A 24,915-nucleotide genomic window follows, 5' to 3' on the forward strand; every position below is an offset into this window, starting at 1 on the left:
CGAGCAAGGATAACTACATGGCTCAATCGGCAATCTCCATGAACAACGGCGTCTACCGGCGCCGCCACCTGGTCAACAAGGTCATGTTGACCATCTCGCTGGGCGCGCTGCTGTTCGGCCTGTTCTGGCTGTTCTGGATCATCGCGACCCTGCTGGTCAAGGGCGCGCCCGCGCTGTCGTTCACGCTGTTCACGGAAATCACGCCCCCGCCCGGGCAGGCCGGCGGCCTGCTCAACGCCGTGGTGGGCAGCGTGCTGATGGCCGGCGTGGGCACCCTGATCGGCACGCCGGTGGGCATCCTGGCCGGCACCTACCTGGCCGAGTACGGCCAGCGCGGCTGGCTGGCGCCGGCCACGCGCTTTCTCAACGACGTGCTGCTGTCGGCGCCGTCCATCATCATCGGCCTGTTCATCTACGCCGTGTACGTGGCCCAGGTCGGCCACTACTCGGGCTGGGCCGGCGCGCTGGCGCTGTCCATCCTGGTGATTCCGGTGGTGGTGCGCACCACCGACAACATGCTGCTGCTGGTGCCCAACAGCCTGCGCGAGGCCACCGCCGCGCTGGGCTGCCCCAAGTGGCGCATGATCACCCTGGTGTGCTATCGCGCCGCCAAGACCGGCATCATCACCGGCGTGCTGCTGGCGATTGCCCGCATCTCGGGCGAGACCGCGCCGCTGCTGTTCACGGCGCTGTCCAACCAGTTCATGTCGCTGAACATGAACGCGCCCATGGCCAACCTGCCGGTCGTCATCTATCAGTATGCCGCCAGCCCCTTCAAAGACTGGAACAACCTGGCCTGGGCCGGCGCCACGCTCATCACGCTGCTGGTGCTGGGCATCAACATCCTGGCCCGCAACCTGTTCCGCAAATCGTGATCGCCGCCGCCGGCGCCCGCGGGGCGCCGGCCATAGGAAGCAAAATGGAAAACACCGCAACCGCTCCCAACGCCAAGCTGGAAGTCAAGAACCTGAATTTCTACTACGGCAAGTTCCACGCGATCCGCAATGTGAACATGTCGATCCGCGAGAACAAGGTCACCGCCTTCATCGGCCCGTCGGGCTGCGGCAAGTCGACGCTGCTGCGCACCTTCAACCGCATGTTCGAGCTGTACCCCGGCCAACGCGCCGAAGGCGAGATCCTGCTCGACGGCGAAAACCTGTTGACGTCCAAGACCGATATTTCGCTGATTCGCGCCAAGGTCGGCATGGTGTTCCAGAAGCCCACGCCGTTTCCCATGAGCATCTACGACAACATCGCCTTCGGCGTGCGCCTGTTCGAGCGGCTCAGCAAGGGCGAGATGGACGAGCGGGTCGAGTGGGCGCTGAGCAAGGCGGCGCTGTGGAACGAGGTGAAGGACAAGCTGCACCAGAGCGGCAACAGCCTGTCGGGCGGCCAGCAACAGCGCCTGTGCATCGCGCGCGGCGTGGCCATCAAGCCCGAAGTGCTGCTGCTCGACGAGCCCTGCTCGGCGCTGGACCCGATCTCCACCGCCAAGATCGAGGAACTGATCGCCGAACTCAAGCACGAGTACACGGTGGTGATCGTCACGCACAACATGCAGCAGGCGGCGCGCTGCTCCGACTACACCGCCTACATGTACCTGGGCGAGCTGATGGAGTATGGCGCCACCGACCAGATCTTCGTCAAGCCGGCGCGCAAAGAGACGGAAGACTACATCACCGGCCGCTTCGGCTGAGGCCGGCCGGCGGGCCGATTCTGGTATAGTTGCGGTCCTTCGGGGCGTAGCGCAGCCTGGTAGCGCATCTGCTTTGGGAGCAGAGGGTCGCGAGTTCGAATCCCGCCGCCCCGACCAATATTCATGCGGTTCTTGGGATTTCCGCAGTGCACGAAAACGCACATGTGGACCCGAAATGCGGGCCATATCCCTGAAATAGCCGCTCCATGCATGCCAAAGCCCCGATACGGATTTCCGGTCGGGGCTTTCGCGTTTCTGCGGGGTGCTAGGCGTCGGCCATTTCGTGCTCCGCAGCCATGGCCAGAAACGCTGAGCGCGAAAGGCGTCGTGCCTTGGCTTCCTCGTCGATACGGTGAACCAGGTTTTCCGGCAGGCTGATGTTGAGCCGCACGGCCTTCGTGTTGACCTTCGACAGGTCGATATCGACCATCATCCAATAGCCGCCTTGATAGTCCTCATCGTTGGCCCACGCTTCAGGGGCGGACGGGGCGGGGATACGCTCGGTCTCTCCGTAGAAGTGCGCCTCAACGGCTTCCTGCGCCGCGCGGGGGAGGTCCTGGAGTTCATCGGCGGCTGCAAAGCAGCCGGGAAAATCAGGGAAGGCGGCCCCGTAGGCGCTGCCTTCGTCTTTGGAAACATGGATCGGGTAGAGCATGCGGTTCTCCTGGTCGGCCTGTTTATCGCAGGCCGGCTTGCTTAAGGATGCTGCGCTGTGTCGCTGTCGGCAGGCCCTTCCTGGGATGCGGCACGGTGACCTTGCCGGGCTTGGTCGGGTGCTTGTACTGGTGGTGTGAACCCACGGTATGCACGCGATACCAGCCGTCGGCCTTCGGTTGCTGGATCAGGTCTGTGCTGTTCATTTGTGTAATTATACACAATACATAAGAATACACAACTTTATCTGCCAATTCTCTATCGCGTGCCCCGTGGTTGCCGACGATTCGTGGCTGGTTCCGTGCACGCGGCAACAACAAGGAAATACGCGTTGCGCTGTGTCCTGGACACCATACTCGGAGGAGGCTGCAAGCCCGCACGCCTGACGCAGCGCGGGACGTTTTGCATGCCGCGCTTCTCGGCCTTCAGCGCCTTGTCAGGTCGCCCGGCGCGTATTCCTATATCCTGTACCTAGCCCATTGTTGCGTCAAAGCAGCGTTTCCCCGGGCGATTTGGTTGAGTTCCGAAAGAGCGTTCTTATACTGGAAAGGCAGGCAAGCCATCGATCCGCGCGCAGGGTCGATATCCCATGTCGCCAGACAGGAGCCGCAATATGTCTGACTCGCCGCATTCAAGCCGCAGAGAGTTTTTGCTCGCGTCAGGAGCCAGCGCCGCACTCACCGGCATCGCGCTCACCTTCCATGCACACGCCAAGGCTGCGCCCGTCCAGCTGGCGGATTACAAGCCCGAATACTTCACGCCCGAGGAATGGGCGTTCGTGCTCGCGGCCACCGCACGCCTGATTCCATCGGAAGGCGAGGGCCCGGGCGCGCTGGAAGCCCATGTGCCGATTTTCCTGGATCGCCAGTTGAAGGGCGAGTATGGAAGCGCCAGCAACTGGTACATGCAGGGTCCGCACGATCCCGCGGCATCGCCTGACCGTGGCTGGCAAACCCCGCTCAATCCCGCGCAGCTCTACCGCAAGGCGATTCCCGCGGTCAATGCCTTGTGCCAGTTGCGGTGGAGCAAGGACTTCAAGGATCTGGCGCCCGAACAGCAGGATGAGACCTTGACCGCCCTGCAAAAGGGGGAGGCTGCGCTGGCGCCCGAACTGAGCATTTTCTTCACGACCTTGCTGGCCAACACCAAGGAAGGCTACTTCGCCGACCCGATGCATGGCGGCAATTTCGGCATGCAATCGTGGGTCTATATCGGCTTTCCGGGCGCGCGCGCCAGCTATGCCGAGTGGGTGGACCAGCACAACGTGAAGTACCCGCTGGGGCCTGTTTCCATCAAGGGCGAGAGGGCGTGAACCATGGCGCGTACCGAAAAAAAGAAGGACGTGGTCATCGTGGGCCTGGGCTGGACAGGCGCGATCGCAGGCATGGAACTGGCTGCCGAGGGGCTGGAAATCGTGGCGTTGGAGCGCGGCCGCGATCAGAACACCGTACCGGAATTCAAGTACCCCAACCAGATCGATGAGCTGACCTATGGCGTGCGGCTGGTGAACATGCAGCACCCCAGCCAGCAGACGGTGACGGTCCGGCGCAACGACGCCGAGACGGCGCTGCCATACCGCTCCATGGGTTCGTTCTTGCCCGCCAATGGGGTGGGCGGCGCCGGCACGCACTGGAACGGCCTGCTGTGGCGGCCCCAGCCCCAGGAGATCCAGCTGCGCAGCTATGTGAAGGAGAGGTGGGGCGAGTCCATCATTCCCGAAGGAATGAACCTGATGGACTATCCCGTCACCTATGACGAACTGGAGCCGTTTTTCACGCGGTTCGACGAGGTCGCGGGCATTTCAGGCAAGGCGGGCAATCTCAAGGGCAAGATCCAGCCCGGCGGCAATCCGTTCGAGGGCTGGCGCTCCAGCGAGTATCCCATGCCCCCGATGCCGCCCACCTACGATGCCACCAAGTTTCGCGATGCCGCCCAGGCCATGGGCTACCATCCCTTCCCCGCGCCGGCAGGCGTCGCATCCACGGCCTATGTGAATCCTTATGGCATGCAGATGGCGCCCTGTAATTTCTGCGGCTTCTGCGAGCGCTTCGGCTGTTATCAATACTCCAAGTCGTCGCCGCAGACGGCCATCTTCGACGCGCTCAAGCGCAAGCCCAACTTCAGCTATCGCACGCACGCGGAGGTGCTGAGGATCGAAAGCTCGGCCGATGGCAAGACCGCCACGGGCGTCACCTATTTCGATGCCGCCGCGCAGGAGGAGGTATTCCAGCCAGCGGACCTGGTGATTCTTGCCGCCTACCAGCTGAACAATGTCCACTTGCTGCTGCTGTCGGGCATAGGCGAACCCTATGACCCGGCCACCAACACCGGCGTGACGGGCAAGAACTACGCCTACCAGATGAATGGCGGCGTCACCATGTTCTTCAAGGACGCCAATTTCAACCCGTTCATCGGCCATGGGTCCAACGGTTTCTGTATCGATGACTTCAGCGTCAACCAGAACGACTTCGGCGCGCTGGGCTTCATCGGCGGCGCCTACTGGCGCTCCGGCACGTTCAACGGCCAGCCGATCCGTTCCATGATCCTGCCGGCCGGAACCCCCGGCTGGGGCGCGGGCTGGAAGAAGGCCATTGGCCAGTGGTATGGCCATTCCATGTCCATCGGCACCCATGGCTCGCACATGGCATACCGGGCCAACCACCTGGACCTGGATCCCACCTACAAGGATCCGCATGGCCGCCCCTTGATGCGCATGACGTTCAACTGGCAGGAAAACGACCTCAGGATGAATCAGTACATGAAGCTCAAGGCGGGGGAAGTGGGCAAGGCCATGAAACCCGATTTGATGCAGCTGGGTTTCAAGGGCCCGGGAGCCATGTACGACGTCAGGCCCTACCAGACCACCCACAATACCGGCGGCCACATCATGTCCCGAGACCCGCGCGAGGGCGTGGTGAATCGCTACTGCCAGGCTTGGGACAAGCACAACGTATTCGTCATGGGGGCGGGTAATTTCGTGCAGAACACCCAGTACAACCCCACCGGAATGGTGGGGGCGCTGGCCTACTGGACGATCCACGCGATCCGCACGCAATACCTGCGCGATCCGCGCCCACTGGTTTGAGGAGCGCGCCATGAAAAAAGCCCTTGCCATTCTGGGCGCCCTGGTGGCGCTGGCCGTTCTCGCGACGCTTGCCCTGATCTATGTGCCCGTCAAGGTGACGCCGCCCAATGAAGCGCTGGCGGCCGACTGGAAAGCGGAGCCCGGCCGAGGCAAGTATGTCATGCGCGCCGGCGACTGCATGGCCTGTCATACCGCGAACGGCGGCTCGCCCCTGGCCGGCGGACGCGGCATCCCCACGCCGATGGGCACGATCTGGTCATCCAATATCACCCCGGACAAGGAAACGGGCATCGGCGATTGGACCTTGGATCAGTTCCGCGCCGCCCTGGTCGATGGCATCGGCGTCAAGGAGGGCCACCTGTACCCGGCCATGCCGTATGAAAACTACCGTTTCATGAGCGAGAGCGATATTCGCGCCTTGTACGACTACCTCATGAAGGAGGTGCCGCCGGTCAGGAACGAAGTCCAGGCCACGCAGCTCAGTTTCCCGTTCAACCTGCGTTTTGGCTTGCGCGCGTGGAACTGGCTTGCCCTGAGGGGCGAGTCCGCGTTCAAGCCGGCCAGCGACGACAAGCTGCAGACCCGCGGCCAGTATCTGGTGGAAGGCGCCGGCCATTGCGCCGCCTGTCACAGTCCGCGCACTGCCTTCATGGCGCAGGACGGCACCGTCGCGCGCGACGCGGCGTTCCTGAGCGGCGGCGTGCTGGATGGCTGGACCGCGCCCGCGCTGCGTGGCGCCGACTCGGCGATCGCGACGTGGTCCACCGCCCAGGTGGCCGACTACCTTGCCACGGGGCGCAACACGCATGCCACCGCCAGCGGCGAAATGGCGTTGGCCATCGAGCATTCCTTGCAGTACCTGAGCGACGACGACCTGAACGCGATGGCCGCTTTCCTGAAAGGCATGGATGGCAAGCCGGTGCAGGACATCCCCGCGCAGGTCGCCATGCCCGGCCCCCACGCCGTCCCGGCGGCCCAGGCCGACGAAGCGGGGCAGGCTACAGCCAGGCTGCTGACTGCCGCCTCGCCCGACATGCCCCTGGGCGCGCGCCTGTACCTGGATAACTGCGCCGGCTGCCATTTCGTCACGGGCAAGGGCGCGGCCGAGATCTTCCCGCAACTGCAGGGCAGTGCCGTGGTGCTGGGCAAGGATGCCGGCCCGCTGCTGTCGATCATACTGAACGGCACCGCCGTGCCATCGACAGGCCGGCGTCCCATGAGGTTGGCCATGCAAGGCTATGCCGATCGCCTGAGCGACGAGGAAGTGGCCGTGCTGGCCAGCTTCGTGCGTTCAGGCTGGGGAAACCAGGCCAGCGCGGTTACGCAAGAGGAGGTGGCCGCCGCCCGTTCGGCCGGCAAGCATTGAGCTGGCGGCGCTCAGAGCCAGCTGACCCGTCCATCGGCGACGTCGTAGAGCGCCGGCAGGATCCGCAACGCGCCGTCGTCGGACAGTTTTGCCAGGACGGGCGAGGCCGAGCGCAGCAGCCGCGCCTGGTTGATGGCGTTCTGTCGCGCCATTTCGGTGATATCGGTGGACGAGCTGGCGTTGATCGCCGGACGGATATAGGGATACAGCGCGCTGATCTGCCCTGGCGCGCCTGCGTTCGCGGCCGCGGCCTTGATCGCGCCGCAGTCGACGTGGCCCAGGACGACCAGTGCCTTGATGCCCAGTATCGCGGCGCCGTATTCCAGGCTGGCGATGATGGCGGGCGTGGCAATGTTCCCCGCCACGCGGGCGACAAACAGCTTGCCGATCGATTGGTCGAAGACGAGTTCGACCGGCATCCTGGAATCGGCACAGGCCAGGACGGCGGCGAACGGCTCCTGTTTGTCGGCGGTGCGGCGCTGAAGAATGTCCAGGTCTTCCTGGAACGAGGTGATGGCGCGGCGTGCGAAGCGCTCATTGCCCTGACGGAGTTTTTCCAGGGCCTGCTCGGGTGTGAGCGTGGTCTGCGCGTGCGCCGGGCTTGGCGAAACGATGCCCAGGCCGCCCGCCATGCCGGCCATCAGGCCGGCGCTCAACAGCTTCCTGCGGGAAAGGCGCACGGGTTTTTCCTGGCTATCGAGCGGCAACAGATGCTGCAGGCAGTTGCACGTCGGCGTCGTTTTCTTGGACATGGCACACCTCGTTCGGGGGATGGCGCCAATTCATGGCAGGAATGGCAAGCCGAATGATAGCGCCGGTTGCGCCTTGTTTGGACAGGGCGCGCCGGAGTCAATCCACATGGTCTACGTGGTGGTCCTGCCGCTCCAGCAGGCGCTCTTTCAGCAGGCGGGCGCCGATCGACATCAGTGAGCCACGGCGGCGCACCAATTCGTACGGTTCGCTGCGCAAGGTGAACTGGAAAGGAAGAATGCTGACCAGGCCGTTGCGGGCGAAAAACGACGCGACGTCGGTCGAAGCCAGCGCGACGAAGGAGGAATTCCTGCGCAGCAGGGCCAGCGTGGCGAACGGTGACGTGGTTTCCAGCAGGTTGGTCGGAAACCGGATGCCCGCATCGTAGAACTCTCGCTCAAGCAGGATGCGCATCGGCATGTTGGCGCGGTAGACGATCCATTTGCAGTGGGCAAGGTCCTGGAGGGTCAGTTCGTCGGCGAGCGCCAGCGGGCTGCCGATGCTGGCGATCACCCGCAATTCCTCGGGCTGCAGCAGTTCGCTTTCGTACAGCTCGGGCGATTTGGTGACCACCGTGCGGCATATCGCCAGGTCCAGCCGGCCGCTGTCGAGCAGGCCCAGCAGCTCGGCGCTGGTGTCTTCGACGATCTCCACCGACATGCCGGGGTGGGTTTGCATCAAATCCGAAACGGCGTCCGTCAGCAGCGGTATGGCTCCCATGATGGAGCCGACCGCCACCCGGCCGCCGTCGCCTTTCTGGATCGCATCCAGTTCATTGCGCAGATGGCCCAGGTCGGTGTAGATCATGCGCGCGTAGCGCACGACGCACAGCCCCAGGTCGTTGGCTTCCAGGCCTCGGTTGGTGCGCACGAAGAGCGCCGCGCCGAAGGTGGTTTCGATCTCCTGCAGCGCCTTGCTGGCCCCGGGCTGGCTGATGGCCACTTCCTTGGCCGCGCCCAGCAGCGAGCCGTGCTCGTAGATCGCCAGCAACAGGCGCAGGTGCTTGATGTGCAGGCGGGAAACGATGGACGTCAGCGGCGGTGTCATGGGTTGCCTTCTGGTTATAGCTGTATGAGCGGCTTTCAATATTCATTCCCCGCGGGCCACCCTAGAATGCCGACATGGCGCGGGAAAAGCCCTGGCCGGCGGCAGTCGCCGGGGCATGGCGGCCTGTTCCGGTGTCGCTCCTATTATAACTTTCTCTCAATTCAGATGGCGCTCATCCAATATCTCACGCACATTCAGTTCGACTTCGGCGCGGTGCGCCTGCTGCAGGCCGAGTGCGACCGCATCGGGATCAAACGCCCCATGGTGGTAACGGACCAGGGCATCCAGGCCGCCGGCATACTGGATGCGGCCTTGTCGCACCTGGACCGGCCGGATGCGGTGCCGGTCTTCGACGCGACGCCGCCGAACCCGAACGAGGAGGCCGTGCGCCAGGCGGTGGCGGTGTACGCCGCCAACGATTGCGACGGCATCATCGCCCTTGGCGGCGGCTCGTCCATCGACCTTGCCAAGGGCGTGGCCGTGTGCGCCACGCACGAGGGGGCGTTGAAGCGCTTCGCGGTGACCGAAGGCGGGCTGGGCCATATCACGGCGGCCACCGCGCCGGTGATTGCCGTCCCCACGACGGCCGGCACGGGCAGCGAGGTCGGGCGCGGCGCGATCCTGATTCTCGACGATGGCCGCAAGGTCGGGGTGATTTCGCCCTTCGTGGTGCCGCGCACGGCGATCTGCGATCCGGAGCTGACGCTGAAGCTGCCGCCGGCGTTGACCGCGGCGACGGGCATGGATGCCATCGCGCATTGCCTGGAGACGTTCATGTCGCCGCTGTTCAACCCGCCGGCCGACGGCATCGCGCTCGATGGCCTGGCGCGGGCCTGGCGCCACATCGAGCGCGCGACCCGCGAGCCCGGCGACCGCGACGCGCGCATGAACATGATGAGCGCCAGCATGCAGGGTGCGCTGGCGTTCCAGAAGGGCCTGGGCTGCGTGCACAGCCTGAGCCACGCGCTCGGGGGGATCGATCCGCGCCTGCACCATGGCACGCTGAATGCGATCCTGCTGCCGGCGGTCATCGAGTTCAACGCGCCGGCGCCCACGATGGCGCGGGAAAACAAACTGAACCGGATCGCCGCGGCGATAGGGTTGGCGGACGGCGAGTCGGTGGCCGGCGCGGTGCAAGGCCTGACCGCCAGGCTGGGCCTGCCCACGTCCCTGGGGCAAGTGGGGGTCGCCCGCGAGCTGTTTGCCCGGATCGTGGACGGCGCGCTCAAGGACCACAGCCACAAGACCAATCCCCGGGACGCTTCGGCCGAAGACTATGCCCGGATGCTCGATGCCGCGTTTTGAGCGCCAGGCAGCCATGACTCGCAGGATGGACGGGGACCAGACATGACAATCAGCGGCGCAATGATGATAGGGCGCAGTGCGGTGGCCGGCGACGGGCCGCGGCTCTACGCTTTCGATCCCAATGAGAATCGCGAGATCGAGCCGGCGTTCTCGTCGGCCTCCCGGGGGCTGGTCGATGCCGCCTGCGATCTCGCGGCGCGGGCGTTCGATCGCTACCGGGGGTTGCCGCTGCAGGCCAGGGCGGGCTTCCTGGAGCGCATCGCGGCCAACATCGAACGCATCGGCGATGAGCTGATCCAGCGCGCGCATAGCGAGACGGGTCTGCCGCGCGCGCGCCTGGAGGGCGAGCGGGCTAGGACGGTCGGCCAGCTCAGGCTGTTCGCGGAGGTGGTCGGAAGCGGGCATTGGTTGAACGCCACGCTGGACAGCCCGCAGCCGGACCGCCAGCCGGCGCCCCGGCCGGACCTGCGCATGGCCAGGATGCCCGTGGGGCCGGTCGCGGTGTTCGGGGCCAGCAACTTTCCCCTGGCGTTTTCCGTGGCGGGAGGCGATACCGCCTCGGCGCTTGCCGCCGGCTGTCCGGTGGTCGTCAAGGCCCACAGCGCGCATCTGGGAACGTCCGAACTGGTTGCGCGGGCCGTGCAGCAGGCAGGCATCGAGTGCGATATGCCGGATGGGGTGTTTTCGCTGGTGGTCGGGCCGGGCGCCGAGGTGGGCGCCAGCCTGGTTGCCCATCCCGCCATCAAGGCGGTGGGGTTCACCGGCTCGCGGCAGGGTGGCCTGGCGCTGGTCGACGTGGCGGCCCGGCGCAAGGAGCCCATTCCGGTGTACGCGGAAATGAGCAGCGTCAATCCCTTTTTCGTGCTGCCGGGCGCGCTCGCCCGGCGCGCCCCGGCGCTGGCGGCGGGGCTGGCCGATTCGATCGCCCTGGGGGCCGGGCAGTTCTGTACCAACCCCGGCCTGATCGTGCTGCTCGATAGCGAGGCGGCCAGGCGCTTCGTGGGCGAGCTGGCGCAGGCGCTGGGCGGCAAGGCGCCGCAAACCATGCTGACCGCGGGCATTGCCAGGGCATACGGCGCGGCGCTCGAGCGCCGCCTGGGCGAGCCGGGGGTGGAGCAGGTCCTGCCGCCGGCGCGCGGCCCCTCGCCGTGCAGCGCGAGGCCGGCCCTTTTTGCGATCGATGCCGGCGATTTCATGGCGGCAGCCTTGCATCACGAGGAGATCTTCGGGCCGGCATCCGTGGTCGTCTATTGCCGGGACCGGCCGCAATTGCATCGCCTGGCCGAGTCGCTGGAAGGCCAGCTGACGTCGACCCTGCATTTCGAGGATGCCGACAGGGACGAGGTCGGGCGCCTGCTTCCCATCCTGGAGAAAAAGGCCGGGCGCCTGATCGCCAACGGGTATCCTACGGGCGTCGAAGTCTCGCATGCGATGGTGCATGGCGGGCCATTCCCGTCGACCTCGAATGCCCGGGCGACGTCGGTGGGCGCCAGCGCCATCGACCGGTTCCTGCGTCCGGTCTGCTATCAGGATTTCCCGAGCGAGCTGGTGCCGGCGGCATTGCAGGACGGCAATCCGCTTGCATTGTGGCGCTTGCGCGATGGGCGCATGCAGCAGGGCTGAGCGATGGCGCGGCCGATCCCTGGCCGCGCCGCGGACAAGACCCTGCGCCGATTGAACGCAGCCTGAGCGCTGCATTTTTGACTGGTATGGAGGATGACATGACGGCAAGCAAGCAGAACGACAAGCAAGGCACGGCCACCACCGACGATCCGCCGCCGCGGATCATGCACGTCGATGACATGGAATGGGAAACCATTCGCTGGCCGGGCGAAACGGGCAAGATGCTCAGCCACCCGACACCGGAAGACCTGACGCTGCCCAATGCGGGGCTGCTGCGCCTGGAGCCCGGCGCCTACCACCCGTGGCACCGGCACGATTTCGCCCAGGTCTGGTACATCCTGGAAGGCGAGTTCACCATCGGCGGCGTCAAGTGCGGGCCCGGCACCGTGCTGCAGCATGGCGACCCGCATTGCGAGCCCGAGCTGCACACCGAATCCGGCGGCGTGATGTTCATCGTGCAGTACCCCGGCCCCACCACCGGCGGGCGGGTGATTTACGACAAGCGCTTCAATATGGACAAGCGCGCGGCGGTCGAGGCCGAACGTATCGATCTCTAGCTTTCGCAAGGGCGGGCGGCCCCGTGGGCGCCGCCCGCTTCCTCCTGGAAAACAACGAGGGCAGGAGCAAGCAATGACCGGTCTACTCTCGAAGCATGATTTCCGCGTTGCGCTGCAGGAGGCCATCGCGGGCAAGGCCTCGGCGAAGGCGGCCTTCAGCCAGGCCTGGATGGACGGGACGCTGCAACGCCATCATTTCGCCCGCTGGGCCGAAAACCACTACCACTACGTCGGCCCCTTCGCGGATTACCTCGGGTACATCTACAACAATGCCCGCGACGAGCAGGATGGAGTCAAGGACCTCCTGCTGCAGAGCATGTACGAGTTCCGGCACCTGCAGGAAGGCGAGGCCATGGTCTCCCACACGGACCTGCTGATCCGTTTCGCGCAGGCGTGCGGCACCACGCGCGAGCGGGTCGAGTCCCCGCAGGCCTGCAACCCGATTACCCGCGGCATGCAGGCATGGTGCTACGCCACCGCGATCCGCGAGTCTCCCGTGGTGGCGACCGCCGCCTTGCTGGTCGGCCTGGCGTCGCAGATTCCGCAGATCTACGCCAGGCAGATCGTTCCGCTGCGCGACCCGCGCGTCTACGGGTTCAGCGAGCATGAGGTCGCCTTTTTCGCCTTGAGGATCACGTCGGATGGCGCGCACGCCGAGCGGGGCTACCGGATCGTGCTCGACGGGGCGACGACGCCTGCGCTGCAGCAACGCTGCCTGCAGTTCGTGCGATGGGGCGCGGAGATGCGCTACGCCTACGCGCAGGCGATCTACGACCAGTATGTCGCGCCCGACCTCGGCGCCCGTCGCGTGGATTGACGCGCGGGCCCAGGCCCGGCGGCGGCCTGGCGGTCGCAATGCGCTGGATTAGCTGCGAGTTATATCTGTATGAGCAGCTTTCAATATTCAGCTCGATGAGAGCGGCCTAGAATCAACGCAAATTCAAAAGCAGCCCCGGCCATCGGTCGGGCGCTGCGGGCCTCAGTGCCGCCTTGAATATAACTTTTATTCAATTCAAGCGACGCTGGATGCTGCCCTCCGGGCGCCTGGCCTGGCCGCCTGAAAACACGATGACAAGACGGAGACAGAGTTTGTGGAACACATCGCCAAACTGGATGAGACCGCTTCCCCGGCGAATGCCCGGGACGGCAAAGCTCACGCAACGCCTGCCGCGCAAGCGGCGCCTGCCGGCACGCACGGCCATGTGCTCGTTGCCCAGGGGCTGACGAAGACATTCGGTGGATTCACCGCCGTCAACAACGTCGACCTGCGCGTGCGCGCGCAGACCATCCATGCGCTGATCGGTCCGAACGGCGCGGGCAAGACGACCTGTTTCAACCTGCTCAGCAAGTTCCTGCAGCCCAGCGCGGGGCGCATCTACTACCAAGGCAGCGACATCACGCGCGCGGCGCCGGAGGACATCGCCGGCCGCGGGCTGGTGCGCTCGTTCCAGATTTCCGCGATTTTTCCCAAGCTGACGCTGGGCGAAAACGTGCGGGTCGCCTTGCAGCGCAAGCTGGGAACGTCCTGGCATTTCTGGAAGCCGCTTGCCAGCCTGCGCGTCCTCGACGAGCACGTGGACCGCCTGCTGGAGTCGGTGGGACTGGCCGAGCGGCGCGACGAGCCGGCGGGCCTGCTGTCGTACGGACGCAAGCGCGCGCTGGAGCTTGCAACGACGTTGGCGCTGGAGCCGGAGGTGCTGCTGCTCGATGAGCCGATGGCGGGCATGGGCCGGGAGGATATCGAGACCGTCGCCGCGCTGATCCAGAAAGTCGCCAAGGGCCGGACCGTGCTGATGGTGGAGCACAACCTGGGCGTGGTCGCGCGGCTGGCCGACACCATCACGGTGCTGTGCCGCGGCGAAGTGCTCGCGGAAGGCGCCTATGAAACGGTGTCGAGCAATCCCGAGGTCGTTGCCGCCTACATGGGAGGCGCCCATGCCTGAGACGCATCTGCAGATCGGCGATCTGCATGCCCAGTACGGCGAAAGCCAGGTGCTGCACGGCATGGCCCTCACGGTGGGCCGCGGCGAAGTCGTGACGCTGCTGGGCCGCAACGGCGCCGGCAAGACCACGACGCTGCGCGCCATCATGGGCCTGCTCGCCAGGCGCAGCGGCTCGGTGCGGTTCGAGGCGCGCGAGCTGATGGGGCTGGCGCCGGAGGCGATCGCCCGAGCTGGCATCGCCTTGTGCCCGGAGGAGCGGGCGATCTTCTCGGGCCTGAGCGTCCAGGAGAACCTGATGCTGCCGCCGGTCGTGCGCGCGGGCGGGATGACGGTGCCGGAGATCCTGGCGCTGTTTCCGAACCTTGCCGAACGGCTGAAAAGCCCGGGAACGAAGCTGTCCGGCGGCGAGCAGCAGATGCTGGCGATCGGCCGCATCCTGCGCACGGGGGCGACCCTGCTGTTGCTCGACGAGCCGAGCGAGGGGCTGGCCCCGGTGATCATCGAACAGATCGGCCTGACCATCCGCAAGCTGAAGGACCGTGGCATCTCCATCCTGCTGGTGGAGCAGAACGTCAATTTCGCCACCTGCGTCGCGGACCGGCATTACGTCGTGGAGCATGGAGAGGTGATCGATGCCTTTTCCAATGCGGAAATCGCAAGCCAGAGCGCTCGGCTGAGCGCCTACCTGAGTGTTTGAACCATGAACATCGAATCCATTCTCGGCATTCCGATCAATGCGTTCATGGGCCAGTTGCTGATGGGGCTGATGAACGGCGCCTTCTACGCCATGCTGAGCCTGGGCCTGGCGATCATTTTCGGGCTGCTCAACGTGATCAATTTCCTGCACGGCGCCCAGTTCATGGTGGGGGCGTTCATCGCCTGGATGCTGCTGGCGTGGGCGGGCCTGAGCTACTGGGTCGCCCTGCTGGTGGCGCCGCTGGTCGTCGCGATCGGCGCCGTGTTCGTCGAGCGCCTGTTCCTGCGGCATCTCTACCGTCTCGACCATCTCTACGGCATGCTGCTGACCTTCGGCCTGATGTTGATGGTCGAGGGGCTGTTTCGCAAGAGCTTCGGCTCGTCCGGGCTTGCCTATCCCAATGTCATCCCCGGCGGCATGAACCTGGGTTTCATGTTCCTGCCGTATTACCGGGCCTGGGTCGTGGCGGCCTCGCTGCTCGTCTGCCAGGCCATCTGGCTGCTGATCGAGAAGACGCGGCTGGGAAGCTATCTGCGCGCGGCGACCGAGAACCCGGACATGGTGCGCGCCTTCGGCATCAAGGTTCCCGTGCTGCTGACGCTGACCTACGCGTTCGGCGCGGGGCTGGCCGGCCTGGCGGGCGTCATGGCGGCGCCGATCTACCAGGTCAGTCCGCTGATGGGCTCCAACCTGGTCATCCTGGTCTTCGCCGTGGTGGTGATCGGCGGCATGGGCTCGATCCTGGGCTCGATCCTGACCGGCTTCTCGCTGGGCGCCATCGAAGGCCTGACCAAACTCTTCTACCCGCAGGCCTCGGCGACCGTGATCTTCCTCGTGATGATCATCGTGCTGCTCATCAAGCCGACGGGCCTGTTCGGCAAGGCGAAGTGACTCCACCATGAAAAACCATACCTCCTCGATGCTGCGCCCCATGCTGGTCCTGCTGGCGTGCGCCATGGTGGCACCGGCCATCGTCTACCCGATCTTTCTCATGAAGGTCATGTGCTTCGCGATCTTCGCCTGCGCCGTCAATCTGCTGGTCGGCTACGCCGGCTTGCTGTCGCTGGGCCATTCCATGTTCTTCGGCATGTCCGCCTACATCACGGCCCATACGCTCAAGGTGTGGGGCTGGCCGTTCGAGGCCGCGCTGCCCGCCGCGGTCCTTGCCTGCTCGGCGCTGGGCCTGATCGCGGGAGCGATCGCGATCCGCAGGCAAGGCATCTATTTCGCGATGATCACGCTGGCCCTGGCGCAGATGGTTTATTTCTTCTGCCTGCAGGCGCCGTTCACCGGCGGCGAGGACGGCCTGCAGAACGTGCCGCGGCCCGTCGTCCTCGGTCTGTTCGATACCGCCGACGACTGGAAGCTCTATGTCGTGGTGCTCGCCATCTTCCTGGCGGCGGTCGCGGTCTATCACCGGGCGATCCATTCGCCGTTCGGCGAGGTGGCCAAGGCCATCCGCGACAACGAGCCGCGCGCCATATCCCTGGGCTACACGGTCAACCGCTACAAGTTGCTGGCGTTCGTCATTTCGGCGGCGCTCACCGGGTTGGCCGGCGGCACGAAGGCGCTGGTGTTCCAGCTGGCTTCGCTGACCGACGTGGGCTGGCACATCAGCACCGAAGTGGTCCTGATGGTGCTGGTGGGCGGCATGGGGACGATCATCGGACCGCTGGTCGGGGCGGTGCTGATTCTTGCCATGCAGTATTACCTGGCGCCGCTCGGAGAGTGGGTCATGGTGATCCAGGGGGCGGTCCTGGTCACGGTCGTGATGATCTTCCGGCGCGGGCTGGTCGGCGAGTTCGAGGCATGGCGCGTTCGCATGGCCTCTATGCCCGGCAAGCCGGCCTTGCCGCCGCGCCATGCGCCCGGCAGCTTTGTCGTGCATTCGGATGCGTGGTCCGGCAAATGACCGCCTTTTTCCCTTCATCGCCAAGCACACGGCTGCGCCGCGGCTTGCCTGCTGTTTCACTCCATCCCCATCGAGGATTCCACATGTCTGCCAAAAAGAACCCACCCATGAAATCCGCCGCCGCGCTCGCTTTGCTCGCCGGTGCGCTTTGTACAGCCCCCGCCGGGGCGCAGGTGTCCGGCGATGTCGTCAAGATCGGCATTCTCAACGACCAGTCGGGCCTGTACGCCGACCTGGCCGGCGCGGGCTCGGTACAGGCGGCGCGCATGGCGATCGAGGAGTTCGGCGGCCAGGTGCTGGGCAAGAAGATCGAGCTGGTCTGGGCCGACCACCAGAACAAGGCCGATATCGGCGCCGGCATCGCGCGCGCCTGGTTCGACCGGGAAGGCGTCGACGCGATCGCGGATTTCTCCAACTCGAGCGTCGGGTTCGCGGTGCAGGGCCTGGCCAACGAGCGCAAGAAGATCACGCTGGTGGCGGCGGGGTCGTCCGATTTCACCGGCAAGGCCTGCAGCCCCTTCTCGACGCAGTGGGTCTACAACAGCTACAGCAACGGCTACGGCCTGGCGCGCCTGCTGGCCAGCCGCGGCATGGATTCGGTATTCCTGCTGACGGTGGACTATACCTTCGGCCATGCCTTCGCCAATGACGTGCGCAAGGCGGTCACCGAGAACGGCGGCAAGGTGCTGGGCGAGGTGCGCTTCCCGTTGAACTCGTTCGACCTCAGCTCCTATCTGCTGCAGGCGCAGGCGTCGAAAGCCAAGCTGATCGTGACGGCGGCCGCCGGCAGCGACATGACCTCCACGGTGAAGCAGGCCAACGAGTTCGGCATCACGCCCGGCCAGGCGCTGGCTGCCCCGGCGGTGTTCATCACCGATGTGAACAGCATGGGCCTGCAGGCCGCGCAAGGCCTTCAATTCGTGACGGCATTCTATTGGGACCGCACGCCGGACTCGCGGGCCTGGGCCGAGAAGTTCTTCGCGCGCCAGAAGGCCATGCCGTCCATGACGCAGGCCGGCGTGTATTCCGCGGTGCGCCACTACCTGAAGGCGGTGGAGGCAGCCAAGACGGACGACGCGGTCGCGGTGGCCGCCAAGATGCGCGAACTTCCGGTGCGCGACATGAATATCGAGAACGGGCGCGTCCGCGAGGATGGACAGGTCATGCACGACATGTATCTGGTCGAGGTCAAGAAGCCCGACGAATCCCGGCGCGCATGGGACTACTACAAGGTGCTGACGACGGTGCCCGCCGACCAGGCGTTCCAGGCGCTGGCCGACAGCGCCTGCCCGCTGGTCGGCAAGCAGTGATGCGCCGACCGGCCGATCGCGCGCTCAGATTCCCAGGTACGCCTGCCGTACCTTGGGATCGGTCAGCAGCGCGCTGGCCGGGCCGCTATGCACGATGCGGCCCGTCTCCATGACGTAGCCGCGGTCGGCGCTCGACAGGGCGAGGTGGATGTCCTGTTCGACCAGCAGGGTCGTCACGCCTTCGCGCCGGATATCGGCCAGCATCGCCATCAGCTGGTCGACGACCACCGGCGCCAGGCCCAGGCTCATTTCGTCGATCATCATGAGCACGGGGGCGGCCATCAGGGCGCGCGCCATGGCGCACATCTGCTGTTCGCCGCCGGACATGCTGCCGGCGAGCTGGCCGCGCCGCTGCGCCAGGCGCGGAAACAGGCCGTAGACCTTGTCCAGGTCGCGCGCGATGTCGGCGCGGGCGGTGCGCCGGTAGGCGCCCATCAGCAGATTGTCCTGCACCGTCATGCGGTCGAACAGCTGGCGGCCTTCCGGCACCTGCACCATGCCGCCGGCGAAGGCCTGGTCGGGGCTGGCGAGGGACAGCTGCCGGCCGTTCATGACGATGCTGCCGGTGCAGGGCAGCACGCGCGACAGGGCGCGCAGCAGCGTGGTCTTGCCCGCGCCGTTGCTGCCCACCAGCGCGACGATCTCGGTGCGCCGGACTTCGAGCGATACGTCGTGCAGCACGGGCAGCTCGCCGTAGCCGGCGCTCAGGCCTTCCACGGTCAGCAGCGGCGCGGCGGTGTCGTTCATGTGCGCCGCCTGCCCAGGTAGGCCTGCACCACTTCCGCATCGGCCAGCACCTCGCCCGGGTCGCCGTCGGCGATCTTCTCGCCATGGTGCAGGACCAGCAGCCGGTCCGACAGGCTCTTGATGGCCTTGATGACGTGTTCGATGACCAGCACGCTGATGCCGGTGGCGCGCACTTTGCGGATCACGTCGATGACCTCGTCGATCTCGACCAGGTTCAGTCCCGCCATGACTTCGTCGCACAGCAGCACCCGCGGCTGCATGGCCAGCGCCTTGGTCAGTTCCAGCCGCTTGCGGCCGGGTCCGCCCAGTTCCTCGGCGCGCTGCCCGGCCGCGCGGCCCAGGCCGACGAAATCCAGGCAGGCGCGCGCCTGTTCGCGCGCCTTGGCGAGATCGGGCTGGGCGCCGCCGCGGCCGAACAATGCGCCGACCGCGACGTTGTCCAGCACGGACAGGCCGGGGAAGGGCCGCATGATCTGGAAGGTGCGGCCAATGCCCAGCCGGGCCCGCCGATAGGCCGGCAGCGCGCCGATGGGCTTGCCCTGGTAGAGGATCTCGCCGTGGGTGGGCGCCAGGGTGCCGCTGATCAGGCTGACCAGCGTGGTCTTGCCGGCGCCGTTGGGGCCGATCAGGCCCAGGATCTCGCCCTCGGCCAGCGTGAAGCTGACCTGGTTCACGGCGACCAGCCCGGCGAAGCGCCGCGTGACGTTGCGGATTTCCAGGATGGCCGTCATAGCTTGTGCGCCCGGACATTTTCGATGAAGTAGCGCCAGCCGGATTTCCGGTAGCGGCGCAGCAGGTCGCTCAGCCCGCGCGGCATGAGCACCACCGCCGCGACGATGACCACGCCGAAGAACAGGCCCGCGGCGCTGGTGATCTCGCTGGACAGCAGCTCGGATATGGCCGACAGCGAGAACGCGCCCACGACCGGGCCGAGCACGGTGCCCGCGCCGCCGAACACGGCCATGATGATCATCTTGACGTTCAGGCCGATGTCGAAGGCGCTCTCCGGATCCAGGAAGGTGATCCAGTAGGCATGGATGCCGCCGGCCAGCGCGCTGAACACGCCGGACAGCGCGAACGCGGCGACCTTGTAGAGCGTGGTGTTCACGCCCATGACCGCCGCGCCTTCTTCGTTCTCGCGGATCGCGATCAGGCCGAAGCCGAACCTGCTGCGCGTCAGCCACGCCACGGCCAGGGTCGCCAGCGCCAGCAGGGCCAGCGACAGTTCGTAGAACAGCGGGTCGTTGTTGAGCGGCGGCAGCACCAGGCCGATATTCTGGCCGGCCAGCTCGATGTTGGACACGATGGCCGTCATGACCTGCGCCAGCGCCAGGGTGGCGATGGCGAAGTAGTGACCGCGCAGCCGCAGCACCGGCATGCCCAGCAGCAAGGCGAAGGCCAGCGCCAGCGCCACGCCGAACACTAGGCCCGCCGCGAAGGGCAGCTCCCATTGCACCATGGCGATGGCTACGCCATAGCTGCCCAGCCCATAGAAGACCGAATTGCCGAAGGATGCGTAGCCGGTGTACCCGCCGATGATGTTCCAGCCCTGGGCCAGTACGGCCAGCAGCAGGGTGTTGATGCCGAATTGCACCATGACGTCCGAGCCGTACCAGGGCAGGCCGGCCAGCGCCGCCACCGCCGCCAGCGCCAGTATCGCGCGCCAGGCCTTCATGCCGCTCTGCCGAGCAGCCCGCTGGGCCGCAGGAACAGCACCAGCACCAGGATGCCGAAGCTGGCCACGTCGGCGAAGGTCGGCCCCACGTACAGCGTGGTGAGCGATTCGACGATGCCCAGGAACAATCCTCCCACCATGACGCCCAATGGATTGTCCAGGCCGCCGATGATGGAAATGGCGAAGCACTTCGCGGTCAGCGTCGCGCCGATGTAGGGGTTGATCTGCGAGACGGTCCCGTACAGCCCGCCGGCCGCGCCGGCCAGCGCCAGGCCCAGTCCGAACGTGACCGCATAGAGGTGGCGCGGCTCCACGCCGTAGAGCCGCGCCGCGATCAGGTTCTGCGCGGTGGCGCGGATGGCGCGGCCCAGGCGGCTGTGCAGCAGGAACAGCCACATCCCCAGCGTGAGCGCCAGCGCCACGCCGAAGGCGGCCAGCCGCGCCACGGGCAGCGTCACCGGGCCGAGGACGTAGCTGTCGCCCGCGTAGGGCGGGTTGATGGTGCGGAAATCGGCCGAGAACGCCAGCTGCGCCAGGTAGGTCAGCACGACCTCCAGGCCGAAGGTGATGAGCAGCGTATTGAACATGGGCGCGCGCACCACCAGGTTCAGCAGCCCGCGCTGCAGGACATAGCCCAGCACGAACAGCACGGCGGCCGTGACCGGCAGGCCCAGGAAGGGATCGACGCCGAGGTCGGTGTACAGGTACCAGGATACGTAGGCGCCCAGCATGATGAACGCGCCGTGCGCCAGGTTGACGATATTCAGCACGCCCCACACCAGCGCCAGGCCCTGCGCCATCACGGCATACAGCCCGCCCAGCAGGATGCCGTTGACGAGGATTTGCGCGAGCAGATCCATCGTTGCTCTCCCGCGGCGCCCGCGCGCCTAGCGCGCGTCCCAGGCCGGCATCGGGTACTTGGGCGGCGTGATGAAACCCTTGGCGCCGTAGACTTCGGCCAGTTTGTCGCCCTGCACCTGGATCACCACCTGGGGCAGGTCGATCTGCCCCTGCGCGTTGAAGGAGATGGGGCCGTACAGGCTGTCGAACCGGCTCCTGGCCAGCGCGTCGCGTACTTTCTGCGGATCCAGGCTGCCGGCGCTTTCCATGGCGTGCGCCAGGGCTTCGACATCGGCCACGCCCGAGGCCGCGTGGTAATCCGGGTCATAGCCATACTTGGCCTTGTAGGCGCGCGCGAACTGCTCGGCGTCGCCGAACCAGCGGTCCTTCAAGGCCGCCGAGGGCAGCCATGCGGTCATGCCGAAGGCATAGTCCGCGTCGGCGCCGAGCGCCTTGCGGAAGTCCTCCGACGGCACGCCGACCGTGAACGAATACATCTTGGGGGCGACGGCCAGGCTCTTGGCCTGGCGCACGAAATTCAGGATCTCGGTTTCGTGCCCGGCCACCAGCACCGCGTCCACCTTCCTGCTCTTGATCTGCGACAGCAGCGAGTTGAAGTCCGTGGCGTTGGTGCTGTAGCGCTCGTCCATCGCCACGTTCAAGCCGGCCGATTTCAGCAGCGGACGGGTACCCTGGGCAACCGACACGTCGAACGCATCGTCCGCGTACAGCAGCGCCACGCTGGCCGGCGCGGGCTTGAGCGCCTTGAGCATGTCGACCGTGCTGCCGAAGTAATTGCTGGCGGGCGCCAGGGTGCCGAAGATGTACTTGAATTTGCGCGCGAAGATCTGGTCCGATGCGCCGCCGCCCTGGACCATGGGCACCTTGTATTTTTCCGAGACCGCCGAGTCGGCCAGGGCGAAGTTGCTGGCGAAGGGGCCCAGCAGCAGGTTGACCTTGTCCTGGGTGACGAGCTGCGTGTACTGGCGCACGCTCAGGTTCACGTCGGACTGGTTGTCGTAGATCTTGAGCGCCAGCTTGTGGGGCACGCCGCCGATCTTCACGCCGCCGGCGGCGTTGATCTGGTCGACCGCGATCTGGTAGGCGTCGCGGTAGTAGCGTCCGGTGTTGGCGACGGGGCCGGTCAGCTGGATGGAGGCCCCCAGGAGGACGGTCGGCGCCGGGGCGGCTGCCGAGGCGCCTGTGCACATGACAAACGCCAAAGCGGGTAAGGCCCGCATTAGTTTTCGAGACATGATGATGTCTCCTTTCGACTTTATGCGGTCCATTCTCTGACCCGCATGTTTACGTTAACCTGAATCTGAACATGGCAAAGGGGTTGTTGGGCTCGGCGCCGCGCGTGCACATTGTGAACATGGCGCCACGCGCCGGTTGACACGCGCGCGGCTCGAACGCGATCGTCGGGCTTCCCGGCCGGACCCGCGTTCGCGCGGCCCGGCAGCCATGCCTTCCAGCCCGATGCCGACCTCCGCCATTTCCGCTTCCCCCGATCTTGCCGAGCAATATGCCGCCTGGGCATGCGCGCTGCGCTACGCGGACGCGCCACGCGATGTCCGCCAGGCCCTGCGCAACTGCCTGCTCTACAACCTGGCCATGGCGCTGGCGGTCGATCCGGCCGACGACCCGCTGGGCGATACCCTGGGCGCGGTCGCGCGCCAGGCCGGCGCGGCCCGCCTGTTCGGCGGGCGCGGCGCGCGCTCGGCCCAGGACGCCGCCTTCATCAACGCCGCCCTGGTGACCGCGCGCGGCCAGAACGATACGCATCCGGATGTGGTGGCGCATATCGGCTGCATCGTTATTCCGGCCGTGCTGGCGCTGGCCGACGAGGAGCAGGCGGCATGGCCGGATGTGCTGGATGCCTTGCTGGCCGGTTATGAGCTGATCCCCCGCCTGGCGCGAGGCATGGCCGAGGCGACCAGTCGCCGCGGCCTGCGGGCTACCCCGCTGTATGGCGTGCTGGGCGCCGCCGTGGCGTGCGCGCGCCTGCTGCGGCTGCCCGTGCCGCGGGCCGCGGCCGCGCTGTCGATCGCGACGCAATACGCGTGCGGGACCATGCAGCCGTGGGTGGACGGGTCGCAGGAGTGGCGGCTGCAGGTCGCCAAGGCCAGCCGCGACGCCGTGAGCGCGGCCCTGCTGGCGCGCGCCGGCCTGCAGGGCGCGCGGCGCGCCCTGGAGGGCGACAGCGGTTTCGCGCGGGCCTATGCGGGCGGCGCGGCCGGCCCGGCGGATTTCTCCGGCTGGCGCCTGCCCGAGATGGCGTTCAAGCCTTACCCGGGCTGCGCCTTCAACCAGGCGCCGGTCCATGCGTTGCGCGAGCTGTTGCGACGAACCGGCATCGACCCCGGGCAGGTCGCCGCGCTGGAGGTGGCCATGCATCCGTTTGACGCCGGCTATCCCGGCATCGATGCCTACGGGCCGTTCCCGTCGCCGTCGGGCGCGATCATGAGCGCGCCGTTCATGCTGGCCGCGACCTTGCAGGATGGGCAGCCGGGCATGGCGCATTTCGGCCGCGATTACGCCGACGGCCCGTTGCACGCCCGATCGGCGCGGGTGCGGATACGCGCCTGCGAAACGGTGGCCCGCTGGGCCTGCCGCGTGGTCGCGACCCTGGAGGATGGTACGCGCCACGAAGGCGCCTGCGATGGCGGCTTCGTGCTGGATTGGGCGCAGACCGTGGCGCTGGGCCGCGCCGTGTCCCGGGAGTGGCCGGGCGCGGGGCAGCCGCGCCGCTACGCGGCGCTGGCGCGGGCGGTGGAGGATCTGGAAGCGAGCGCGCGGGCGGGCTGGCCTGTGTTGCAGGCCGCCGCCTATGATCAGGCCGTGAACGACCACGCGTGAATCCCATGACAGCCACCATGAAGGGCGCCCAGGCGGTGTCCCGGGCGCTCAGTCTGCTGCGCCACATTTCGCACAGCCACCCGCACGGCATCGGGATCGCCGAGCTCGCGATCGCGGCGCAGCTGGACCGCATCACCGCGTACCGCCTGGCATCCAGCCTGGTCGAGTTCGGCCTGGTCGAACGCGACCCGGCGCGCAACTACCGCCTGGGGGTCGAAGCCATGCAGCTGGGCCTGGCCGCGATGCGCTCGGCGCCGGTCGTCGAGCGCCTGCGGCCCATCATACGCCGGCTGGCGCGGCGTACCGAAGACACGGTCTTCCTGGTCGTGCGCAACGGCGACTATGGCCATTGCCTGCATTCCGAGGAGGGCAGCTACCCGGTCAAGGCGCTGGTGCTGCAGGTCGGCGGCATGCGCGTGCTGGGCATCGGCTCGGCGGGCAGCACCTTGCTGGCCAATCTGCCGGATGACGAGATCGCCGCGCTGTACCAGCGCCATCAGGACGAATTCGATCCGCGCGGCCTGAGCCTGGGAAAACTGCGGCGGCTGGTGCAGCAGACGCGCCGCCGGGGCTACGCCGATACCGCCGACCTCGTGGCCGACGGCGTCAGCGGCGTGGGCATGCGCTTCGAGTTCGCCAGCGGCAGCCAGGCGGCGCTCAGCGTGGCGGCCATACGCAGCCGCATGCCGCCCGAACGCAAGGCCTGGATCGCGCAACTGATCGCCGAAGAGCTGCAGCTCGGCGACTTCATTCCCTCCTATCTGCAAGGCGTTTCTACCTAGCGCGGACCACTTGGTGAGCAAATTGTTCACATGGTGAATAAATTGCCAAGTCGCGCTAACTCCGCCC

General features: G+C 66.5%; 25 protein-coding genes and 1 tRNA gene. 17 read left to right on the forward strand and 9 right to left on the reverse strand.

What is annotated here, in order from left to right:
* Positions 1–17 precede the first annotated feature (17 nt).
* The 3 genes from pstA to LK409_RS08405 all read left to right on the forward strand — a co-directional run bounded on the left by pstA (position 18) and on the right by LK409_RS08405 (position 1,813).
* Entirely contained in the window at positions 18–875 is an 858-nt protein-coding gene (gene pstA, locus LK409_RS08395; RefSeq protein ID WP_003809638.1) for a phosphate ABC transporter permease PstA, read from the forward strand.
* 44 nt (positions 876–919) lie between these two features.
* Complete coding sequence (pstB, locus tag LK409_RS08400; protein WP_033448479.1) at positions 920–1,696, forward strand: phosphate ABC transporter ATP-binding protein PstB; 777 nt, start codon at positions 920–922, stop codon at positions 1,694–1,696.
* A gap of 40 nt (positions 1,697–1,736) precedes the next feature.
* Positions 1,737–1,813: transfer RNA gene (locus tag LK409_RS08405), tRNA-Pro, on the forward strand.
* Between the two features lie 148 nt (positions 1,814–1,961).
* On the opposite strand, the gene LK409_RS08410 is transcribed toward LK409_RS08405, so the two are convergent.
* Both LK409_RS08410 and LK409_RS08415 read right to left on the reverse strand, forming a co-directional pair.
* On the reverse strand, positions 1,962–2,351 hold the full coding sequence (locus LK409_RS08410; RefSeq protein WP_010928351.1) for a type II toxin-antitoxin system HicB family antitoxin: 390 nt from the start codon (positions 2,349–2,351) through the stop codon (positions 1,962–1,964).
* Between the two features lie 22 nt (positions 2,352–2,373).
* Positions 2,374–2,556, reverse strand: coding sequence for a type II toxin-antitoxin system HicA family toxin (locus LK409_RS08415; RefSeq protein WP_010928352.1), 183 nt, complete (start codon positions 2,554–2,556; stop codon positions 2,374–2,376).
* A 407-nt stretch (positions 2,557–2,963) separates the two neighbouring features.
* Between LK409_RS08415 and LK409_RS08420 the strand changes: the two genes are divergently transcribed.
* The 3 genes from LK409_RS08420 to LK409_RS08430 are packed head-to-tail and all read left to right on the forward strand — an operon-like array spanning position 2,964 to position 6,801.
* Positions 2,964–3,662 (forward strand): gluconate 2-dehydrogenase subunit 3 family protein, encoded by a 699-nt coding sequence (locus LK409_RS08420; protein ID WP_003809653.1) that lies wholly within the window; start codon positions 2,964–2,966, stop codon positions 3,660–3,662.
* A gap of 3 nt (positions 3,663–3,665) precedes the next feature.
* On the forward strand, positions 3,666–5,435 hold the full coding sequence (locus LK409_RS08425) for a GMC family oxidoreductase (RefSeq protein ID WP_010928353.1): 1,770 nt from the start codon (positions 3,666–3,668) through the stop codon (positions 5,433–5,435).
* Between the two features lie 10 nt (positions 5,436–5,445).
* Complete coding sequence (locus tag LK409_RS08430; protein WP_003809657.1) at positions 5,446–6,801, forward strand: cytochrome c; 1,356 nt, start codon at positions 5,446–5,448, stop codon at positions 6,799–6,801.
* An 11-nt stretch (positions 6,802–6,812) separates the two neighbouring features.
* On the opposite strand, the gene LK409_RS08435 is transcribed toward LK409_RS08430, so the two are convergent.
* Positions 6,813–7,553, reverse strand: a complete 741-nt coding sequence (locus LK409_RS08435) for a carbonic anhydrase (protein ID WP_003809659.1) — start codon at positions 7,551–7,553, stop codon at positions 6,813–6,815.
* 97 nt (positions 7,554–7,650) lie between these two features.
* Positions 7,651–8,598 (reverse strand): LysR family transcriptional regulator, encoded by a 948-nt coding sequence (locus LK409_RS08440; protein ID WP_003809661.1) that lies wholly within the window; start codon positions 8,596–8,598, stop codon positions 7,651–7,653.
* 165 nt (positions 8,599–8,763) lie between these two features.
* Here LK409_RS08440 and LK409_RS08445 point away from each other — a divergent pair, with 165 nt between their 5' ends.
* From LK409_RS08445 to LK409_RS08485, 9 genes are all read left to right on the forward strand, one after another.
* A complete protein-coding gene (locus LK409_RS08445) occupies positions 8,764–9,903 on the forward strand; it encodes an iron-containing alcohol dehydrogenase (RefSeq protein WP_010928354.1) in 1,140 nt (379 codons plus the stop codon).
* A gap of 42 nt (positions 9,904–9,945) precedes the next feature.
* Positions 9,946–11,526: an aldehyde dehydrogenase (NADP(+)) gene (locus LK409_RS08450; RefSeq protein WP_010928355.1), complete on the forward strand. Its 1,581-nt coding sequence runs from the start codon at positions 9,946–9,948 to the stop codon at positions 11,524–11,526.
* 98 nt (positions 11,527–11,624) lie between these two features.
* A complete protein-coding gene (locus LK409_RS08455) occupies positions 11,625–12,083 on the forward strand; it encodes a cupin domain-containing protein (protein ID WP_010928356.1) in 459 nt (152 codons plus the stop codon).
* 73 nt (positions 12,084–12,156) lie between these two features.
* Positions 12,157–12,900: a TenA family transcriptional regulator gene (locus LK409_RS08460; RefSeq protein WP_003809670.1), complete on the forward strand. Its 744-nt coding sequence runs from the start codon at positions 12,157–12,159 to the stop codon at positions 12,898–12,900.
* A 274-nt stretch (positions 12,901–13,174) separates the two neighbouring features.
* Complete coding sequence (locus LK409_RS08465; protein WP_003809672.1) at positions 13,175–14,026, forward strand: ABC transporter ATP-binding protein; 852 nt, start codon at positions 13,175–13,177, stop codon at positions 14,024–14,026.
* Entirely contained in the window at positions 14,019–14,723 is a 705-nt protein-coding gene (locus tag LK409_RS08470; protein ID WP_010928357.1) for an ABC transporter ATP-binding protein, read from the forward strand. Before LK409_RS08465 ends, LK409_RS08470 begins: the two co-directional genes overlap by 8 nt.
* A gap of 3 nt (positions 14,724–14,726) precedes the next feature.
* On the forward strand, positions 14,727–15,614 hold the full coding sequence (locus LK409_RS08475; RefSeq protein WP_010928358.1) for a branched-chain amino acid ABC transporter permease: 888 nt from the start codon (positions 14,727–14,729) through the stop codon (positions 15,612–15,614).
* 7 nt (positions 15,615–15,621) lie between these two features.
* Complete coding sequence (locus LK409_RS08480) at positions 15,622–16,635, forward strand: branched-chain amino acid ABC transporter permease (RefSeq protein ID WP_010928359.1); 1,014 nt, start codon at positions 15,622–15,624, stop codon at positions 16,633–16,635.
* 83 nt (positions 16,636–16,718) lie between these two features.
* On the forward strand, positions 16,719–17,945 hold the full coding sequence (locus LK409_RS08485) for an ABC transporter substrate-binding protein (protein WP_010926165.1): 1,227 nt from the start codon (positions 16,719–16,721) through the stop codon (positions 17,943–17,945).
* A 24-nt stretch (positions 17,946–17,969) separates the two neighbouring features.
* Here the strand turns inward: LK409_RS08485 and LK409_RS08490 are convergent, their stop codons facing one another.
* The 5 genes from LK409_RS08490 to LK409_RS08510 are packed head-to-tail and all read right to left on the reverse strand — an operon-like array spanning position 17,970 to position 22,463.
* Complete coding sequence (locus LK409_RS08490) at positions 17,970–18,692, reverse strand: ABC transporter ATP-binding protein (protein ID WP_010928361.1); 723 nt, start codon at positions 18,690–18,692, stop codon at positions 17,970–17,972.
* Positions 18,689–19,423, reverse strand: a complete 735-nt coding sequence (locus LK409_RS08495) for an ABC transporter ATP-binding protein (RefSeq protein ID WP_010928362.1) — start codon at positions 19,421–19,423, stop codon at positions 18,689–18,691. Before LK409_RS08495 ends, LK409_RS08490 begins: the two co-directional genes overlap by 4 nt.
* Entirely contained in the window at positions 19,420–20,367 is a 948-nt protein-coding gene (locus LK409_RS08500; RefSeq protein ID WP_003809683.1) for a branched-chain amino acid ABC transporter permease, read from the reverse strand. The genes LK409_RS08495 and LK409_RS08500 overlap by 4 nt, the downstream gene beginning before the upstream one ends.
* Entirely contained in the window at positions 20,364–21,227 is an 864-nt protein-coding gene (locus LK409_RS08505; RefSeq protein WP_003809684.1) for a branched-chain amino acid ABC transporter permease, read from the reverse strand. The genes LK409_RS08500 and LK409_RS08505 overlap by 4 nt, the downstream gene beginning before the upstream one ends.
* A 27-nt stretch (positions 21,228–21,254) precedes the next feature.
* The gene (locus LK409_RS08510) at positions 21,255–22,463 is read right to left on the reverse strand and encodes an amino acid ABC transporter substrate-binding protein (RefSeq protein ID WP_003809685.1); all 1,209 of its coding nucleotides are present in this window, start codon (positions 22,461–22,463) and stop codon (positions 21,255–21,257) included.
* Positions 22,464–22,686: 223 nt separating this feature from the next.
* Here LK409_RS08510 and LK409_RS08515 point away from each other — a divergent pair, with 223 nt between their 5' ends.
* The gene (locus LK409_RS08515) at positions 22,687–24,066 is read left to right on the forward strand and encodes an MmgE/PrpD family protein (protein WP_010928363.1); all 1,380 of its coding nucleotides are present in this window, start codon (positions 22,687–22,689) and stop codon (positions 24,064–24,066) included.
* Between the two features lie 5 nt (positions 24,067–24,071).
* Positions 24,072–24,848 carry an IclR family transcriptional regulator gene (locus LK409_RS08520; RefSeq protein ID WP_041937186.1) on the forward strand — a complete coding sequence of 259 codons (777 nt, stop codon included), beginning with the start codon at positions 24,072–24,074 and terminating at the stop codon, positions 24,846–24,848.
* Positions 24,849–24,915 lie beyond the last annotated feature (67 nt).

Origin of the sequence: Bordetella parapertussis, assembly GCF_020735925.1 — a bacterium.
Lineage (GTDB): Bacteria > Pseudomonadota > Gammaproteobacteria > Burkholderiales > Burkholderiaceae_B > Bordetella > Bordetella pertussis.